The sequence below is a fragment of the Companilactobacillus zhachilii genome, assembly GCF_003606365.2.
GTDB classification, from domain to species: domain Bacteria; phylum Bacillota; class Bacilli; order Lactobacillales; family Lactobacillaceae; genus Companilactobacillus; species Companilactobacillus zhachilii.
Window position 1 is genome coordinate 2591830 of record NZ_CP031933.2, and the last position, 19014, is coordinate 2610843.

Sequence of the window (19014 nt, forward strand, 5' to 3'; positions counted from 1 at the left end):
TCAATAATTATATTTATGAGCACTATCCAATCGAGCCTTCCATCTCATAACTAATCAATCGATTCAACTCAACTGCATATTCCATCGGCAACTTCTTCGTAAATGGTTCCACAAATCCCATTACAATCATTTCCGTAGCTTTTGCTTCAGAAATTCCTCGGCTCATCAAATAATAAAGTTGTTCTTCCGAAATCTTTGAAACTCTAGCTTCGTGTTCCATCGAAACGTTGGCATTATCAATTTCGTTATATGGAATTGTATCTGATGAAGACTGATCATCCATGATTATTGTGTCACATTCAACGTGTGCCTTGGAGCCATCGGAATGTTTTCCAAAACGAACCGTTCCACGGTAATCCACTGAACCACCAGTTTGGGCAATCGACTTTGAGACAATTGAGCTAGAAGTATTTTTAGCGTTATGTATCATACGTGCACCAGAATCTTGGTGGATTCCATTACTAGCAACGGCAATAGATAACATCGTTCCGCGAGCATTTTCACCATTCAAATACACGCTAGGATACTTCATAGTCACTTTAGAACCAAGGTTTCCGTCGACCCACTCCATGGTGGCATTTTCTTCAGCCGCTGCCCGCTTCGTTTCTAAGCTGTAAACATTATCGGACCAATTTTGAATTGTTGTATAACGGCAATATGCATCCTTTTGGACATTAACTTCAACTACTGCCGCATGCAAACTATCTGATGAATAATTCGGAGCGGTACAACCTTCGACATAATCAACCTTAGCGCCTTCATCAACAATGATTAAAGTTCTTTCAAATTGTCCTGAATTTTCAGAATTTAAGCGAAAATACGATTGAATCGGAATATCACAGCGGACACCTTTTGGTACATAGATGAATGACCCGCCAGACCAAACAGCTCCGTTCAACGCCGCAAACTTATTGTCAGTCGGCTTGACCAATTTTCCAAACCATTTCTTAAATAGTTCAGGGTATTCCTTCAAAGCTGTATCAGTATCGGTAAAAATGATACCCATTTTCTCAAATTCGGTCCGCATATTGTGATAGACCACTTCCGATTCATACTGAGCTGAAGATCCACCTAAATATTTCCGTTCAGCTTCAGGAACCCCTAAACGGTCAAAGGTCTCCTTCATTTTGTCTGGAACGTCATCCCAATCACGATATTTTTTATCAGTCATTTTTTGATAATAGTACATATTCTCCAAGTCGAGAGCTGATAAATCAGGCCCAAAATTAGGCATTGGCAACTTCTTATAGAGTTCATACGATTTCAAACGATAGTCTAACATCCATTGTGGCTCTTTTTTCTCAGCCGAAATTTTCCGAACTGTTTCTTCCGTTAGACCACGACCAGTTGAATATTTTGGTTCAATATCATCGTGAAATCCATATTCATAATCTGAATTATTTAAATCAATCATCAACTTCTTCTCCTAATGACTTTCTCAGTGCCCACCAACATAAAGTGGCACATTTTATTCGAGCTGGAAACTTCATCACACTTGATAAAATGGCTGCATCGCCCAATTTTTCCAAATCCGCAGCTGACCGTTCATGTCCCATTACCATGTCTGAAAAAATCTGTGCTAATTCCAAACTCTCGGTTACGGTACTTCCAATGACCACGTCCGTCATCATACTGGCAGACGATTGACTGATCGTACAACCTTCGCCTGTAAAGCCAATATCTGTGATCTTGTCAGCGGACAAATTTATTTCCAAATTAATTACGTCACCGCAAGTTGGATTTTTTAAAGTAACGGTATTTGTAGCATTCTTCAGTTCATGCTTGTGATGTGGATGCTCTGAATGGTCTAATATCACTTCACGGTATAAATTGTTCAAACCTGATAAACTCATAATCTGAAGAACTCCTTTGTTTCATAGATTGCTCGAATCAATTGATCAATATCAGCTTGATTATTGTACAAATAAAAACTAGCTCTAGCTGTGGCCACAACGTCAAGATATTTCATCAACGGTTGGGCGCAATGATGGCCCGCTCTGACTGCTATGCCGTCCATATCCAATGCAGTCGCTAAGTCATGCGGATGCAATCCCGTTAAATTAAAAGATATAACGCCGTTACGATACTGAGGATCTTGTGGCCCGTAAACCGTCAATCCCGGAATTGCCAATAACTTAGGCAATGCATAATCAACTAGTTGGTTCTCATAATCAGCAATATTTTGCATACCAATATCTTTCAAATAATCAATTGCTTTCCCTAAGCCGATAGCTCCCGCAACATTTTGGGTACCTGCTTCAAATTTCCAAGGAATATCAGCCCAACTACTCTGATACTTCTCTACAAAATCAATCATCTCACCGCCAAATTGGTAAGGTGGCATCGATTTTAGAAGATTACTTTTACCATACAAAACGCCGATTCCCATCGGTCCTAACATCTTATGACCTGAAAAAGCATAGAAGTCAGCATCCAATGCCTGAACATCAACTGGTTGATGTGGTACTGCTTGAGCACCATCAGCAACTATAACGGCGTTATGATCATGTGCCATTATAGCTAACTGTTTTATATCATTGGTAACTCCTAAGACATTACTTGTTTGCGTCAGAGCAACGATCTTCGTTTTGTTTGTGATTTTTTGATTGGCATCATTCAAATCCAATTGGCCATCGGCTGTTAGTTCAATGTATTTTAAAGTTGCATGTTTCCTCAGTGCCAATTGTTGCCATGGAATTAAATTACTGTGATGTTCCATGTAGGAAACTACGATTTCATCCCCAGCTACAACATTATTTTCTCCATAAGTTGAAGCCACTAAATTTAAACCATCGGTCGTACCCTTAGTAAAGACAATCTCACGACTACTGGCAGCATTGATAAATTTCTGAACTTTCACTCGAGCAGCCTCATATTCTTCGGTTGCCCGTTCACCTAACGTATGGACACTGCGATGCGTATTAGCATTGTCATTTTGATAAAAACGAACCATTTCGTCAATTACTACTTGTGGCTTTTGACTTGTAGCGGCGTTATCCAAATAAACTAATGGCTCGCCATTAACTTTTTGATTTAGAATTGGAAAATCATTACGAATTTTCTGAAATTTTTTGTCCATTTTCCAACTTCCTCTCAATTGTCTGCACTAATTGCTCACGAATTTCTTTTGATGGAATAGAAACTAACACATCCCCCAGAAATCCACGAATAACCATCCGTTCAGCGGTTTTCTTATCAATCCCACGACTCATCAAGTAATAAAGTTGGTTTTGATCAACTTGACCAACACTAGCCGCATGTCCAGCTAAAACATCATTTTCATCAATTAACAAAATCGGATTAGCATCTCCATGCGCTTTACTCGACATCATCAGAACACGATTTTGTTGTTCGGCATTAGCACCAGAGGCTCCGTGAATAATGTGACCAATACCGTTAAAAATCAACTTAGACCGATCCATGATCACACCACGTTGATTAATGTGGCCAATCGAATGCTTTCCATAATTAGTCACCCGTGTATTAACGCCTTGTTGTTGGCGACCCGCAGTAATATCCACTACTTTGATTTCCGCGTGTGAACCTTCACCGTATAGATCAGTGTCAAAATCAGCCACCGTGTTACCGAGGTTCATCATCCCAATTGACCAATCAACTGAAGCATTTTGGCCCACATAAGCTCGACGGCTCAAATAAGTTGTGACATTTTCGCCTAATTCATCAACCGCCGCATATTTAATATCACTATTATTCTTAGCAACGATTTCGACAATACAATTGGCAATCGCCTTTTGGTCACCTGAGGTCGTCATTTTTTGAATAAATGAAAAGTGCGTATTTTCTTCGGCAATAATTAAAACGTGTGAGACAAAGGGTTTTTCAGCATCTTGTACAAGATTTATTTCGATTGGTTCACGCACGGTAGTATTTTTCGGCACGTACAAAACAACCCCCTGATTCATGAAGGCTGTATGATACGCCGTTAATTTATTTTCATCTGGACTGATAACTTTTTGCATATAATACTTTTGCATTAGCTCGGGATATTTATTAATTGCATCAAAAATATCCATCAATTCATAATCATCATTAGATGTTACCGGAGTAGTTACGTTACCCTTTACATCCGGTGTCATTTGCCAATTATGAAAATCAAAGCGCTGAATCTTTGGCAAAGATAGTTCATCCATCACATCCAAAGCCATTCGCCTTTTTTCAATAAACCAATCTGGCTCTTGATTCTCAGTAGCGATTTGAACTAATTTTTCTGGCGTCATAACGCTACCTCCTAATCTTCATCAACCAATTTAACGTCGAGACCTAGTTCGTCTCTTAAACCAGCATATCCTTCATTTTCCAACTTCATGGCTAAATCAGCTGGGCCAGTTTTAACAATTCGACCACCCATCATCACGTGAACAACATCAGGTTGGATATAGTTTAGCAAGCGTTGATAATGCGTAATAATTAAGGCACCAAAGTTATCGCCCCGCATTGAATTGACACCCTTTGAAACTACCTTGAGAGCATCAATGTCCAATCCTGAATCAATCTCATCCAATAAAGCAAAATTAGGTTTAATCATCAAAAGTTGCAAGATCTCATTACGCTTCTTTTCACCACCAGAAAAGCCTTCATTGAGATATCTTTCGGTCATTGATTGGCTCATATCCAGTAATTCTAAATTTTTATCAAGTTCCTTCAGAAATGCCATCACTGAAATTTTGTCATTTTCTGGACGACGAGCATTAATGGCTGCACGTAAAAATTCTGCATTAGTCACACCTTGAATTTCGGCTGGATATTGCATTGCTAAAAAAAGACCTTTGCGTGCTCTTTCGTCAACTGGCATATCCAAAATACTCTCGCCATTTAACAAAATATCACCTTCTGTAACGTGGTATTTCTGCTCACCCATAATAGTTTGCGATAAAGTAGATTTTCCCGTTCCATTAGGGCCCATGATGGCATGGATTTCACCTGTCTTCATGGATAAATTTACGCCCTTAAGAATTTCTTTTTTAGTTTTCTTTTCTTCGTCTTCAATTTCAACATGCAGATTTTTTACTTCAAGTGTAGCCATTATTTTCCTCCAAATTATCCGTAGATATAGTCATTATAGTATAGAAAAAAATTATTTCCTGTTAATCTTATATATCATTTTCATAATAAATTTAATAAAAGTAGTAGAATCAATGGTATAAATATTTTTAAAATTATCGAGGAATAATTTGGTAGGAGGGGAATTAAATATGTTTAAAAAGGGAAATAACATATTTAGCCTACTGATCATAATTTTGTCTGTTCTTATGACCAGCTCAAGTTACATTATTAAAGCAGATAATACGGATACCGGAACTGCCTCAACAGCACCGAAAGATTGGGGTGATTCATTAATTACTAAGGGACAACTTCAAGATTTAAATGGCAAACCACTGACTGAATTTAACCAAAACCAATCAATGCGTGCTTATTGGGAATTTTCAAATCGAAAAAACGGTATTAATCAAGAAATTCATGATGGCGATACAATGGTCGTCAAAGTTCCAGAACAATTGGCACTAACGTCAAGTAAAACAAACGACGCAGATATTTATGCCAATGGAACCAAAACTTCTATTGGAGTCGCCCATTTGAACCCTAATGATAGGACTATCACCGTAAAGTTTAATCAAAACGCTGATGATCTATCAAAAGACTCAGCCTTATTGAAGGGATCCTTTTGGGTCGATAAAATTTCATGGAATACTCAAATGGACCTAAGTAAAGAAATCCATTTAGTTTGGACCACTAATGGTTCTGCAGCTTCAAATCCGGATACTACTGGTCCAGTAACTGTTAAACCGTCAGTACCCGATAGTAGTGAAGTTTTATATAAATATGGTGGATTCGACAAAAATAATATCATTCATTGGACAGTCCGAATTAACTATGCTGGAAAAGAAATTCCTAATGCTGTATATAAAGACATAATCGGACCCCATCAAACACTTTTACTTGATACTATTGTTGCTCATCACGCAACTTTTGATAAAACTACTGGGCAAATGACTGAAGATAAAGATCCGTTTACCATACATCCTGTTAAAAATTCAACTGATGGTTCTACAGGATTCACAATAAACTTGGGTACCATTAATCAATGTATAATGCTCGATTATGACACCCAAACAACTGATGACTCTAAATCTTCATATTATGGAAATACCGGTGATTTGCTTTCTAATTCAAAAGTAATAGAAAACGTTCCAGTTAACCTTTCAACGAACCAACTAGGTGGACAGGCTACTAATAGTGGGGCTGTCACTTCTATTAGAGGATATAAATTATGGAATATTCCTAATACTATGACTAAACCTAAAACCGTTACAATTGATTTATTTCAAGGAACCTCAACTGAACCATATAAAAAAGCAATTGTCTCAGAGGATAAAACAACCGGAGATTGGTACTACGAATTTAATAACTTACCAAAATATGATGACAATGGTAAAGAAATTAGTTATGACGTAAAAGAAGATCCTAAAGAAGCAGCGGCTTTAGGATTTACAGGTATCAGAGATTATACTAATTACAATATAACCAATATACCAACACCCGATAAAACTGTATTAAAAGTAACAAAAATATGGAATGATAATAATAACTCTGCCAACAAACGACCACATGAAATCACAGTGGGACTATATAATGGTGATGGTCACGGTCCTGCAAATTACAAAAATACGGCCACTTTGAGCGATGACCCAAAAAGTAATTGGAGTACCGAATTTACAAATCTTCCAGCAACTGGTATTAGTGATCCTAACTGGTACATTTCTGAAGATTCTATTGCCAACTATATTCATACTTCTGATTCTAATAACTACGACAATCCCAACGACAAGGTTATTACCAATACTTTAGCAACCAGTCTAACAGTGACAAAAAATGGACGGATAGTACCGGCAAAGATATCACATCAAATGATTATCCTGCAATTCAAGTTCAGCTCTACCAAAATGATAAGGCTAAAAACGATGGTAAGGACGAACCTGTAGGTAAACCAATTACCCTAAATAGTGCTAACGATTGGACAGATACGTTCAAAATTAATGAACCAACCGATTCAAGGGATAACCCAGATCAAACTACAAAACTTCCAGTATATGACAGTGATGGTAATAAAATAACTTACCACGCAGAAGAGGTAGCCAGCTCTATTCCAAGCGGATACAGTTCAAATCCAGAATATTCCACAAACGCCGATGGTACTAAAGTAACCATCACGAATAAACAAGCTGATACTAATAACCCAGCAGATGATACAACCAACCTAAACGTCACAAAAATTTGGCACGACGATAATAACAAGGATAATCTTCGTCCTGATCAAGTAACTGTGCATTTATTCAAAAATGGTATTGAAATTGATAAAGCTGATCTTAATAAAATAATAGTTGGGCACACAACTTCACCGGATTAGATAAAAACGCTAAATATACTGTTACTGAGGATAAGGTTGCTAACTACTCAACTAACATCGATAACACTAGTTCAACTGACGTTCAAATTACTAATACTCACACACCAGCGACAACTACGACAACCGATAATAAAACTAATCTAACGGTTAAAAATCTTGGAATGACAACAATAATCAAGATAACCTACGTCCAAATCAAGTTACTGTTCACCTATTAAAGAATGGTAAAATCATTGATCAACCCGTAACACTAAGTTCACTCAATGCTTGGTCATACACATGGAACGACTTAGATAAAAATGGAAAATATACCGTTCAAGAGGATACTGTTGCCGGTTATACAACTACGCAAAGCGACTCCAACGGCGTTATAACGATAACTAATACACACAACGTAACAAAGACACCAGATAATCCTGACAAACCAACTATTCCTGGTGGCAACAATGATAACCACGACAACTCATTCACCAACAATAACGGTGATGGCGATAGCAATCAAAACAATCCTGGCAACGGTGATGGTTCAAACACAACCACCAACTTCACGCCAGACAATCCCATGGTTCCAAGTCCAATTTATCAACAAAACAATCCAAAGAATGGACTCTTACCTCAAACTGGAGCTAAGGACACCAACATTATTTATTCAATCGTTGGATTATTACTTCTAGGATTAATCACTGCATTTGGAATTAAACGTAAACAAGCCTAAAAAAAGGATTCCCATTAATCTTGGGAATCCTTTTTAAATTTCTCTGTATATTCATTACGTAATGCATTGATTCTTAATTCCACAACTTCATTGCGATTAATTTTAGCAAATGCCGAAGCTTCAGTTAACAAATTCTCAACTTCATCTCTAGGTCGATCTTGACCAATAGCAATTTTAGCAGCCAAGAACTTTAAACGTGGTAAATAATAAGTCATATGTTGTTCTGAACATAATCTAATTCCACGATTGACCAAATCTTGTCCTTTATCAAAATCAGTCACTTTGATATAAAAGTCGGCCGTGAAGTAAACAATCGTCAAGATACGTAAATAGGCGTTGACGCTATCCTTGGCATACAACTCTTTCTCATTTTTATCAATGTAATCAAATACCTTTTCAAAATAGAAGGTTGCTTCTTTAATTTGGTTGATACGCAAATAAAACGTTCCCAAACCTACATAAGCAATGTACGAATAAATTGTCTGATGTCGTTCGTCCAAATCATCTAGGATCTGTGAGAAGTAGAAAAACATCTCTTCAGCCTTACCGTTCGTAAGTGCCGTGAACAATCCCTTTTGATAATAATATTGCATCCTCAAAGTTGCATTATTAATCGTATTTACATCAATTTCATTTAAACTTTGAGCAACTTCGGGATAACTTTCCATCATAAATTCACGTTCAATGCGTTCCAAAACTGTTCGCATATAAGAAGTAGAATCTGTCGAATTTTTATAGAGATCATCAACAGATAATCCTAAGCGCTCACAAAGTTTATTTAAGATATTTAATGAAGGTACGTGTCCGTTGTTTTCAAACTTACTTAAGGTTGACTGTGTACAAATGCCCTTGCACAGCTTTACCTGTGACATTTTTAACGACTTTCTACGTTCAATAAAAATATTTATATCCATAATTTTATCCTCATTAAATTTTCGAACCCCTTAGTTAAATTATGCGGAATAGAGGGTAAAGTTACGCCTCATATTCCGCACCATCGCTCAGATCCAAAAGTCCCTTTACTAATACTTGTTATTATCTAATTTATAGGACGATTTGTAAATATATATAAACAAATTTATATTGAATCACAAAATAAAAAAAATAATCAAGAATATTAATCAAACAAGAATCAACAAATCTTTTTCATTATAATGTGAAAAAACATATGACAATTTCACAATACTGCGTTATGATATATCCCATGTAAAAAATACAAGTGTTCAGGATATGTGAACAAAAGGTGGGTTTATATATGGCTAAGGAAAATTTAAGCCGAAGTTTATCTTCAAGACAAATGCAAATGATTGCTTTGGGCGGGACCATTGGGGTTGGCCTGTTCATGGGATCAGCTTCCACTATCAAGTGGACCGGACCTTCAGTCTTGTTGGCTTACGCTCTAGCCGGGTTGATTTTATATATGGTAATGCGTGCTTTAGGAGAAATGCTTTATGTTGATCCTTCAACTGGTTCGTTTGCTAAATATGCGACCGAATATCTGCATCCGGTCGTCGGATACTTAACTGCTTGGAGCAATGTTTTTCAATATTTGGTAGTTGGTATTAGTGAAGTTATTGCTGTGGGAACTTATTTGGAATTTTGGTTCCCAACGATGCCTAAATGGATTGCTGGTGTCGTGGTTGTTGTAACGCTCTGTTTAGCCAACTTAACTTCAGTTAAAGCTTATGGCGAATTGGAATTCTGGTTTGCTTTAATCAAAGTTTTCACAATTATTATGATGATCATCTTAGGTTTCTTCGTCATCGTCTTCGGTGTCGGTAACGGCGGTCATCCTGTTGGTATCAGTAATCTTTGGACAAACGGTGGCTTCTTCACTGGTGGTATAAAAGGATTCGTCTTTGCGTTATCAATTGTTGTCGCCTCATATCAAGGTATCGAAGTTATTGGTATCACTGCTGGTGAAGCTGAAAATCCTCAAGAAAATATCGTTCGTGCCATTCGTTCAATCGTTGGTCGTATTTTGATTTTCTATATTGGAGCAATTTTTGTGATCGTTTCAATCTACCCTTGGGATAAATTAGGTACAATTGGATCACCTTTCGTTGAAACTTTTTCTAAAGTTGGTATTACTTTTGCGGCAGAAATTATTAACTTTGTTATGTTAACAGCCGCAATGTCAGGTTGTAATTCTGGTATTTTCAGTTCGAGTCGTATGCTTTATACACTAGGCCTTGAAAACCACTTACCTAAATCATTTTTAAAATTATCACGACACAATGTTCCTTATATTCCCGTTATAACAATTTCTGTGGGAATCTTAATCGGTTTAATTTTGAACTACTCATTGCCATTGCTTTTCCACACATCAGGTAATGTCTTCGTTATCGTTTATAGTTCTAGTGTTTTACCAGGAATGGTTCCTTGGTTCGTTATCTTGCTCAGTGAATTACGTTTTAGAAAAATCAATCACGACAGAATGAAGGATCATCCTTTCAAAATGCCATTGTTCCCAATCAGTAATTACCTAGCAATCGCATCACTGTTAGTTATTTTAGTATTTATGTTCTTAAACCCCGAGACAACTGTTTCATTATTAGTCGGCGTTGTGTTCTTGATTGTTATGACGTTGATTTACTTCTTCAAAGAACGTAATAAAGAACCAATCACGACAAAATCAACTCAATCTTCTGTTGATGAAGAATTAGATTAAAATTTAAAAGATAAATAAGAGCAGTAATCCGATATTGGATTGCTGCTCTTATTTTGTCTAAATGGAAAAAATTAAGGAGCGGTAACTTGATTTTTTAGTAGGCGGTCAGTCAAACCACCCAATCACATTTATACGCAAACGCTTTCGCGGTATAATTAATATATTAATAACGCGTAATGCTAATTAAATTTTCGACTACGGCTTTAAAATTACTCACTATTCAAACGAACTAGTCGGAAAGAGCAAGCGATTTTGGTCGCTGTGCAGGTGGCGTTGGAACTTTATGTCTACACCACGGGACGGCTTTTGAAACTCGCGGCTTTTGCGAGGTTCAAAATCGAGATTCGAGACCGCCCTTTGGCTCGAATCGGTCCCCATAGCGACCAAAATTGTTTGCTCTTGGAGGCGGTATATTTAATTAGCACCACGCGTTATGAATAATTCTGATAGGAGATAAGCTTAATGGATGAGACAAAGAATCTAATAAATAACGATTTTAAGGATATTATGTTGAACCGTCACTCGTATCGTAAATTTCAAAAAGATGTAGTAATTTCTCGTGAAGAGATTTCTGAAATGCTTGAAGAAGCTATCTCAGCCCCTTCAGCATGCAATCTACAATCATGGTACTTCGTAGTTTGTGACGATGCCAAAGGTAAGGAAAAAGCTCATTCAGTCATGATGCCTTTCAATTACCCACAAGTAGACAGTGCTTCGGCAGTTATCTTCATTTTAGGTGATACACAATCACACTTGAAGTATCGTGATGTTTGGAATAAAGCTTGTGAGAATGGTCAAATCACACCTGAAGAACGTGACAAAGTCTTTAAGACATTCTTGCCATTGTATGAACATGCTGACAGAAGTTTCTTGGAAAAAGATGCCACAATCGATGGCAGTATGGCCGCCATGCAATTATTATTAGTTGCTAGAGCTCATGGCTATGAAGCTAACCCAATGTCAGGTTACTTCTTCGATAAAGTTGTTGATGCCTTTGGCTTAGATAGCAAACGTTATATCCCAATCACGGCCGTTGCTATTGGAAAACCAGAAGGAACGTTTACTAAATCAGTTCGTTATGACGTTAAAGATGTAACAGACTTTATGTAATTAAAAACATGCATCATTGAAAAAAACTTAAAAATAGACACTTGTGAAAATCTCAATTCACAAGTGTCTATTTATTATCAATAACAAATAAATTAGTCGGAAGTCAAAAACGAGAAAAGCCCGCAGTGGCAGCGGTGTTAGGTCGAGTGATTTTCTCGGCCTTACAGCACAGGACGTATTTTGAAATTCGTGTTCTTTGCGAAGTTCAAAATCGAGACCGGAGACGCAAGGCTTCGGTCGGTCCTCACAGCAGGCTTTTTCTCGTTTTTGACTGGAGACGGCAACTACTTAAAAACTGCCAACCCACCAGCTGGATTCTTCCAATCAGGTTCTTGAGCTGTTACAACAAGTTTTTCATTGGTAAAGGCATTTAGTCCTAATTGGCTCATTTCACGACCATAACCTGAACCTTTAACACCACCAAATGGCAATTCTGGCAATGATACTAAGAATGAGTTAACGAAAACCATTCCAGTTTCAATCTTTTCAGCTATAGATTTACCGTGTTGAGGATCGGCTGAAACGACAATTCCACCTAATCCTAATTCCGAATCATTGGCTAAATCAATTGCTTCTTGGTCAGAGCTTACTTTAAATACTTGAGCTACTGGTCCAAACATCTCATCATAAAATTCAGGATTATCTTTATCGATATCGGTCAAAATAGTTGGTTGAATAAATTGACCTGGCAAATCAATTGGTTGATTACCGTAATAAACTTTGGCACCACCAGCAACAGCCTTATCAATTTGGCCTTGTAGCTTTTCCTTAGCACGTTTTGAGTTCATTGGGGCAATCGTTGTCTTAGGGTCCATTGGATCACCAGGAACTAGTTTTTCAAAGTTAGCTTTAAGTTTCTTCAAAAATTCATCGTACAAATTATCTGCCACGATAAAACGTTTATCTGAAGTACATACTTGTCCAGCATTATAAATCCGGACCCGCCATGCTAAATCAACGGCTTTATCAACGTCAGCATCTGATAACACAACGAAGGCATCAGAGCCACCTAATTCCATTGAATTCTTCTTCAAATTCTTGCCTGCAGTTTCGGCAACTGATTGACCGCCACGCTTGGAACCTGTCAATGCGACCCCTTGAACTCGAGGATCAGCAATAATATCGGCTACTTGATCATAACTAGCAAATAGATTAGTTAAACTACCAGCTGGGGCACCTGCTTCTTGAACAATTTTTTCAAAGGCAGCTGCAGAACCAGGAGTATTAGATGCATGCTTTAAAATCATTGGATTACCGACCATAAAGTTAGGCGCAAAGACACGCATAATTTGATAATATGGGAAGTTCCATGGTTCAACCATCATTAAAACACCTGTGGCTTGGTGCAAAATTTCGGCATCCCCAGTATTGCGACTACTGATTGGTGTTGGTTTCAATAAATCAGCCCCATTGTCAGCATAGTAATCGGCAATAATCGCGCAAAGTTCAACTTCACCTTTTGATTCAGCATAAAGTTTTCCCATGTCGATCGTAGCAATCTTAGCTAACTTATCTTCATTCTCACGCAGACGGTCCGCAATTTCATGCAAAATAACTGCACGGCTCTCTACTGGTTCATCACGCCACTTCTTATAAAGGGCATGCCCAGTACTCAAAGCTGTTTCAATTTCCTCACTAGTTGCATCAGGATACGATTTAACAAGTTCATTTGTATATGGATTGACTGTTTTATATGCCATAATCAATTCCTCCTCAATATTTAAGCGAAAAATCTAATAAAACTCTTTTACGTATCCATTGTAAGACAGCGATTACATTTTTCAAGGATTTGCACTCGTCCACTTCTGATATTGGTACGTACCTATTATGAAAAATAGACAAATTATGAACCTTTTTCAAAATTTTTCAAAAAAGTGTAACATAAGGGCATATAAAGTAAGATGAAGGGTGTTTTTTATATGAGTGTCTTCTTTTCGAGTATCCAAGGGATTCTAATTATCATCGGTTTAATTGCAGTCGGCTATGGGCTGAGCGCACTGGGCTGGTTTTCTGAAAACTCAACTCGTTTAATTGCAAAAATTGTTACCCAAGTAGCCTTGCCTACTTATATGATTTCGACAATTACCAAGGACTTTACAGCTGATAAATTAATTAAATTGTTGCCTAATTTAGCAATTCCAGTCATTTCAATGACCATTTTAATTTTTATCTCCATCATTTTAATCAAAGTTTTGAAGATTGACCCCAAACACAAGGGGCTATTCTCTTCCATGTTCTTTAACTCCAATACCGTCTTCGTTGGCTTACCCGTTAATATGGCGCTTTTTGGTGAGAAAAGTTTACCTTACGTGTTGGTTTATTACATGGCCAATACAACTTTCTTCTGGACTCTAGGAACATATTTGATTCAGATGGATGGCGAGATCAAAGGACACTTCAAACTAAAAACAACCCTTAAAAAAGTCTTTTCACCACCACTAATGGGCTTCATCATCGGTTTGATTTTGGTCATGTTGCACATTCAACTCCCTAAATTCTTAATGTCCGATTTTGAATACCTTGGTAATTTGACCATTCCACTTTCCATGATCTTTATCGGTATTTCAATTTACAACGCTGGACTTAAAAATATTTCCTTCCACAAAGACAACTTGGCAATCCTCTTTGGACGTTTTATCTGTGCCCCATTATTGATGGCTGGACTATTTCTCTTCATCCCTGCCAGTCCTTTAATGAAACAAGTCTTCATTGTTCAGGCCGCTATGCCCGTCATGACGAACGCACCCGTTGTTGCCAAACTTTACCATGCTGATTCCGATTACGCGGCTATCATGGTTACCGAAACAACGTTGCTGAGTTTAATCGTTGTACCAATTATTATGGTTTTAATTAAGTAAGAGAGTGGAACAAAACATGCTCAGCTTTCGAGCATTAAGGCAAATAGTGCCAGTAATCCGATTTTGGATTGCTGGCACTATTTGTTTTAAGCGGAAAAAGCTATGTTTTGTTCCACGTTTATGCTACATGTTTAAGGCAAAAATAGTTATGTCACAGCCCCTTTTTAATACTTGAAATTAATCCTATTTTTTACTAACAAATTTTTCAATACCTGTCTTCAAACGTTCAGCCCCATCAACCACGTTACTCTTTGGAGTTGCCAAATTAACTCTCAAGAAACAATTACCATTGCCACGATACTTTGTTCCTTCAGCTAAATACAATCCGGTTTCGTCACGTAAGAATTGATTGAAAGCATCTGATTTGTCAGTCAACTTACTACAATCAAGCCAAGCTAAGTAAGTCGATTCCGCTGGAATAACTTTAATTTCAGGAATATTATCTTGTACAAACTTTTCCAAATATTCTCGATTGGTTTGGATATATTTTCTTAATTCATGAAGCCACTCATGGCCCTCGGTATATGCTGCAATCGATGCGTCAATCGCCAAAATACCAGGTTCACTCAAACCATCAACTGAAATAGCTTTTTCAGCTAGACCGCGCAGATGTTCATTAGGAATAATCATTGTTGATGCATGCAAAATAGCCACATTAAAAGTCTTACTTGGAGAAACTAACGAAATACTGTTGTCAGTCACATCACTATCTAATGAAGCAAAAGGTACATAATCATGACCTGGCATAGTTAAATCACCATGAATTTCATCGGAAATAATCAAAACATGATGTCTCTTAGCCATCTGACCAATTTTGGTTAATGTAGCTCTATCCCAAATATGACCACTGGGATTATGTGGATTGCAGACAATCATTACCGTTGTTTGCGGATCAAGCATTTTATTTTCCAAATCTTTCCAATTAATGCTGTACTTACCTTGTTTATAAATAAGCTCACTGTTCAAAATATGCCGACCATTATTTTCGATAGCTTTGAAAAATGAATTGTAATTAGGTTCTTGAATTAAAACATTGTCACCAACATCAGTTAAATGACGCAAAATCGAACCAATCGTAGGCATAATTCCCGTACTAAAGATTAGCCAATCCAATTGTAGTTCAAAATTGTGTTCTTCCTTATACCAACTAGCAACCGCCTCATAATAACGTTTAGGAACATATTGATAACCAAAAATACCACGATCAACGTCTTTGTGCATGGCCTCAATAATTGCCGGTGCTGTTTGAATATCCATGTCAGCAACCCACATTGGCAATTCATGTTCTTTAACATTCCACTTCTCAGAATTAGAATTACGACGGTCATTTATTTTATCAAAATTAAATTGCATAACCTTTCCCCCTTTTACTTAATCACTCACAGAGTATCATCAAGTTAACTTGGATTGCCAGTAGGGCCACTTCCGGGAACGAGAAATTTAGGCTGCTGTGGGGACCGACGAAAGCCAAGGTCTTTCGTCTCGATTTTGAACTTCGAGAAAACCGCTCGAATTTCAAAACTCGTCCCGTGGTGTAATGGCTAAAGCCATAACGCCACCTGCACTGCTGCCTAAATTTCTCGTTCCCTCCAGCTAATGTATTTGTTATTTTGTATGGTATTCAATCATTGAGGTTCAAATTTCATTAAAATTCACCATTTTTCTTCCAACAGATTAAAAAAATTCATAAAATACAACAAGTCGGAAGAGCTGAGGTAGGTTAACTCGCCGTGAAAGTGCTGTTAGATCGAGTGCTTTTCTCGGCCTTACAGCACCGGGCGTGTTTTGAAATTCGCGTACCTTGCGAAGTTCAAAACCGAGGACTGAGACCTTGGCTCAGTCCGGTCCGCACAGCGAGTTAACCTGCCTCAGCTCTGGAGACATCCCCCCAAGTTAAAGCTGTAAATTTAATTCTAATCATGTAATAATGTTATGTACATTAAATTAGAAAGTGTGTTAATTATGCCCTCTTTATTTCGAAAAAAAGACATTGCTAATGATCTTTTACACGAAGAAACAAGCCTTAATCGGACTTTAACAGCCAAAGACTTAGTCATCATGGGTGTTGGGGTTATTGTCGGTTCTGGTATTTTTATTACTCCCGGTATCATCGCTGCAAACTATGCCGGACCTGGTGTGATTTTGACATATCTTTTAGCCGCCTTAGTTTGTATCGGTGCTGCTTTTTGTTACTCTGAATTTTCATCAACCATCCCGTTAGCTGGTAGTGCTTATACATATTCCTACTCTGTCTATGGCGAAATTGTCGCTTGGATCGTTGGTTGGTCGTTAATTTCTGAGTATCTCTTTGCTGCATCTTCAACGGCTGTTAGTTGGTCAGCTTATTTTCGTAACTTGCTGGCTGGCTTTGGAATTCACTTGCCTAAAGCATTACAGTCCGCTGCTGGAACGGTTGGAAATCCCGAAGGCCGTTTTGATATCGTGGCTTTTGTGATTGTTTTAATCGCTACAACGCTACTACTTCAAGGTATGACGGAATCGATGAAAGTTAATACTATCATGGTTTACATCAAAATATTCGTTATCCTATTATTCGTTGCCGTTACGGTCTTCTATGTTAAACCTAAAAACTACAATCCTTTCTTGCCCTTTGGTGTCGGCGGAATCGGACGTGGTGCTGCGGTCGCCTTCTATGCTTTCTTAGGTTTTGATACTGTATCTTCAGCTAGTGAAGAGGTTAAAAATCCAAAGCGTAACATGCCGATTGGTATCATCGCTTCCCTATTGATTGTTGCTATTCTTTATAGTCTCGTTTCATTAGTCTTAGTTGGAGCTGTTAACTACAAACAACTCAATGTGGCTGATCCCGTTTCACATGCCTTAAATATTTTAAATCTTAACTGGGTCTCCGGTATCGTTTCGTTAGGTGCCATTATGGGTATGACTACCGTTTTGTTAGTCGTTATTTACGGTGGAACTCGTTTGATTTTTTCCCTCAGTCGCGATGGTTTATTGCCTCGCCAGTTTGAAAATCTCAGTAAACAAGGTGTGCCAATCCGGAGCACTTTCTTAGTTGGATTAGTAGCCGCTACTGTTGCCGCTGTTATTCCAATTGAGAAAATCACTGAACTAGTTAATATTGGTACTTTGCTGGCTTTTGCGGTAACTTCAATTGGAGTTATCTCGCTTCGTCACAGTAAAAATACCAAGAATTTAAAACCGGCTTTCCGTGTACCGTTATATCCAATTTTTCCAATCGTGTCCTTTGCCGCCTGTGTTTACTTAATGACACAGTTACAATCGTTCACTTGGAAAATGTATGCCGCATGGACTGCTGTCGGCTTAATTATTTACTTTAGCTATGGTTTCCGTCACAGTAATGAAAAATAAGAGTACTGGGTAGCTTCAAATCTGCCCAAGACTCTTATTTTTTTACTATTATTTTTGTTTCACATACTGAAACTTTTATCATAATTTTGGTTTTAATTTCAAAACATACTATCTTACTATTTGAGAAAGGAACCGCACATGCCAAATTCAGCATCGACTTTACGCAATGGTTTAAAAATCTTGGAAATTTTAAAAAGTACTAGCGGACTTCGTCTAACAGAAATATCTCAACAATTGGGATTGAATAAAACGACTGTTTTTCGACTCTTAAGTACCTTAGTTGAGTTAAATTATCTCAAAAAAATTGATAATAAATATTCTTTAGTTCATCAGACCGATATCACTAACCAATATAACGATCCGTACTTAAATTGGGTCGCCATTCCAGTTTCCAAAAATATCACTAATAAATTCCAAACAACCGCTTTTATTGGAATTTTACGTGGTAAAGACGTCGTTATCACTCAAGTATTTCCAGCTAATCAGGGTTTCGATGAATTCAAAGTCCTGGGAAATGTGACTCCAGTTAATTTGAGTGCTCTCGGCAAAGGAATTGTTGCCTTCCTACCCCAAGATGAACAGACTAATATTTTAAAACAATTGAATTTTGATATTGCGACTAAATACACCTTATCTGATCAGTTAACTTTCCAACAGAATTTAAAAATCATTGCCCAACAAGGATACGCCCTTGATGATGAAGAAAGCACCATTGGAATTCGTTGCTTAGCTGTGCCAATCTTTCGCAATCAAAGAGTCATTGCTGCCCTCGGAATCTCAGGAACTTTTGATAAAATTCCTCGTGGCAAATTAAAGCAAATGGCTCACGAACTCATTAGTTGTAGTCGGGAAATAACTAACGAGTTTTTCTAGAGGAGAATAA

Annotated in this window: 16 protein-coding genes and 2 pseudogenes; 10 read left to right on the plus strand and 8 right to left on the minus strand. The window is 37.6% G+C overall.

All coding sequences use genetic code 11. The annotated features are described in order from the left end of the window. Positions 1 to 22: 22 nt before the first annotated feature. From sufB to sufC, 5 genes are read right to left on the minus strand one after another with little or no spacing between them, the layout of a single operon-like run. Positions 23 to 1414 (minus strand): Fe-S cluster assembly protein SufB, encoded by a 1392-nt coding sequence (gene sufB, locus D1B17_RS11950; protein ID WP_120141421.1) that lies wholly within the window; start codon positions 1412 to 1414, stop codon positions 23 to 25. Continuing rightward, positions 1407 to 1853: a Fe-S cluster assembly sulfur transfer protein SufU gene (gene sufU / locus D1B17_RS11955; protein ID WP_120141418.1), complete on the minus strand. Its 447-nt coding sequence runs from the start codon at positions 1851 to 1853 to the stop codon at positions 1407 to 1409. The genes sufB and sufU overlap by 8 nt, the downstream gene beginning before the upstream one ends. After that, a complete protein-coding gene (locus D1B17_RS11960; protein ID WP_120141416.1) occupies positions 1850 to 3079 on the minus strand; it encodes a cysteine desulfurase in 1230 nt (409 codons plus the stop codon). Before D1B17_RS11960 ends, sufU begins: the two co-directional genes overlap by 4 nt. Then, positions 3051 to 4238: a Fe-S cluster assembly protein SufD gene (sufD, locus tag D1B17_RS11965; protein WP_120141413.1), complete on the minus strand. Its 1188-nt coding sequence runs from the start codon at positions 4236 to 4238 to the stop codon at positions 3051 to 3053. Before sufD ends, D1B17_RS11960 begins: the two co-directional genes overlap by 29 nt. 11 nt (positions 4239 to 4249) lie before the next feature. Further along, the gene (sufC, locus tag D1B17_RS11970; RefSeq protein ID WP_120141411.1) at positions 4250 to 5044 is read right to left on the minus strand and encodes a Fe-S cluster assembly ATPase SufC; all 795 of its coding nucleotides are present in this window, start codon (positions 5042 to 5044) and stop codon (positions 4250 to 4252) included. A 226-nt stretch (positions 5045 to 5270) separates the two neighbouring features. Between sufC and D1B17_RS11975 the strand changes: the two genes are divergently transcribed. The 5 genes and pseudogenes from D1B17_RS11975 (at position 5271) to D1B17_RS11995 (ending at position 8141) form a co-directional block, all read left to right on the plus strand. Beyond that, positions 5271 to 7001, plus strand: a complete 1731-nt coding sequence (locus tag D1B17_RS11975; protein WP_166806685.1) for a Cna B-type domain-containing protein — start codon at positions 5271 to 5273, stop codon at positions 6999 to 7001. Beyond that, complete coding sequence (locus D1B17_RS13020) at positions 6917 to 7426, plus strand: Cna B-type domain-containing protein (protein ID WP_420868415.1); 510 nt, start codon at positions 6917 to 6919, stop codon at positions 7424 to 7426. Before D1B17_RS11975 ends, D1B17_RS13020 begins: the two co-directional genes overlap by 85 nt. Beyond that, positions 7408 to 7644, plus strand: a pseudogene (locus tag D1B17_RS13025) (Cna B-type domain-containing protein); the annotation flags it as partial. The gene D1B17_RS13020 and the pseudogene D1B17_RS13025, both read left to right, overlap by 19 nt. Further along, positions 7638 to 7754 (plus strand): annotated as a pseudogene (locus D1B17_RS13030) (Cna B-type domain-containing protein); the annotation flags it as partial. The pseudogenes D1B17_RS13025 and D1B17_RS13030, both read left to right, overlap by 7 nt. A gap of 234 nt (positions 7755 to 7988) precedes the next feature. Further along, positions 7989 to 8141 (plus strand): LPXTG cell wall anchor domain-containing protein, encoded by a 153-nt coding sequence (locus tag D1B17_RS11995; protein ID WP_120141405.1) that lies wholly within the window; start codon positions 7989 to 7991, stop codon positions 8139 to 8141. Positions 8142 to 8155: 14 nt separating this feature from the next. Here D1B17_RS11995 and D1B17_RS12000 read toward each other — a convergent pair whose 3' ends face one another. Next, positions 8156 to 9055, minus strand: coding sequence for a helix-turn-helix domain-containing protein (locus D1B17_RS12000; protein ID WP_120141403.1), 900 nt, complete (start codon positions 9053 to 9055; stop codon positions 8156 to 8158). Positions 9056 to 9396: 341 nt separating this feature from the next. Between D1B17_RS12000 and D1B17_RS12005 the strand changes: the two genes are divergently transcribed. Together D1B17_RS12005 and D1B17_RS12010 are read left to right on the plus strand one after the other, a co-directional pair. Then, entirely contained in the window at positions 9397 to 10812 is a 1416-nt protein-coding gene (locus D1B17_RS12005; protein ID WP_120141400.1) for an amino acid permease, read from the plus strand. 462 nt (positions 10813 to 11274) lie between these two features. Beyond that, entirely contained in the window at positions 11275 to 11922 is a 648-nt protein-coding gene (locus tag D1B17_RS12010; RefSeq protein ID WP_120141398.1) for a nitroreductase family protein, read from the plus strand. Between the two features lie 284 nt (positions 11923 to 12206). Here the strand turns inward: D1B17_RS12010 and D1B17_RS12015 are convergent, their stop codons facing one another. Beyond that, complete coding sequence (locus D1B17_RS12015) at positions 12207 to 13622, minus strand: NAD-dependent succinate-semialdehyde dehydrogenase (protein WP_120141396.1); 1416 nt, start codon at positions 13620 to 13622, stop codon at positions 12207 to 12209. A 219-nt stretch (positions 13623 to 13841) separates the two neighbouring features. Between D1B17_RS12015 and D1B17_RS12020 the strand changes: the two genes are divergently transcribed. Continuing rightward, complete coding sequence (locus D1B17_RS12020; RefSeq protein ID WP_120141393.1) at positions 13842 to 14780, plus strand: AEC family transporter; 939 nt, start codon at positions 13842 to 13844, stop codon at positions 14778 to 14780. A 183-nt stretch (positions 14781 to 14963) separates the two neighbouring features. Here D1B17_RS12020 and D1B17_RS12025 read toward each other — a convergent pair whose 3' ends face one another. Then, complete coding sequence (locus tag D1B17_RS12025; protein WP_120141390.1) at positions 14964 to 16133, minus strand: MalY/PatB family protein; 1170 nt, start codon at positions 16131 to 16133, stop codon at positions 14964 to 14966. A 609-nt stretch (positions 16134 to 16742) separates the two neighbouring features. On the opposite strand from D1B17_RS12025, the gene D1B17_RS12030 reads away from it, so the two are divergent. Both D1B17_RS12030 and D1B17_RS12035 read left to right on the plus strand, forming a co-directional pair. Continuing rightward, positions 16743 to 18131 carry an amino acid permease gene (locus D1B17_RS12030; protein ID WP_120141388.1) on the plus strand — a complete coding sequence of 463 codons (1389 nt, stop codon included), beginning with the start codon at positions 16743 to 16745 and terminating at the stop codon, positions 18129 to 18131. 138 nt (positions 18132 to 18269) lie between these two features. After that, the gene (locus D1B17_RS12035; RefSeq protein WP_120141386.1) at positions 18270 to 19004 is read left to right on the plus strand and encodes an IclR family transcriptional regulator; all 735 of its coding nucleotides are present in this window, start codon (positions 18270 to 18272) and stop codon (positions 19002 to 19004) included. Positions 19005 to 19014: the final 10 nt, after the last annotated feature.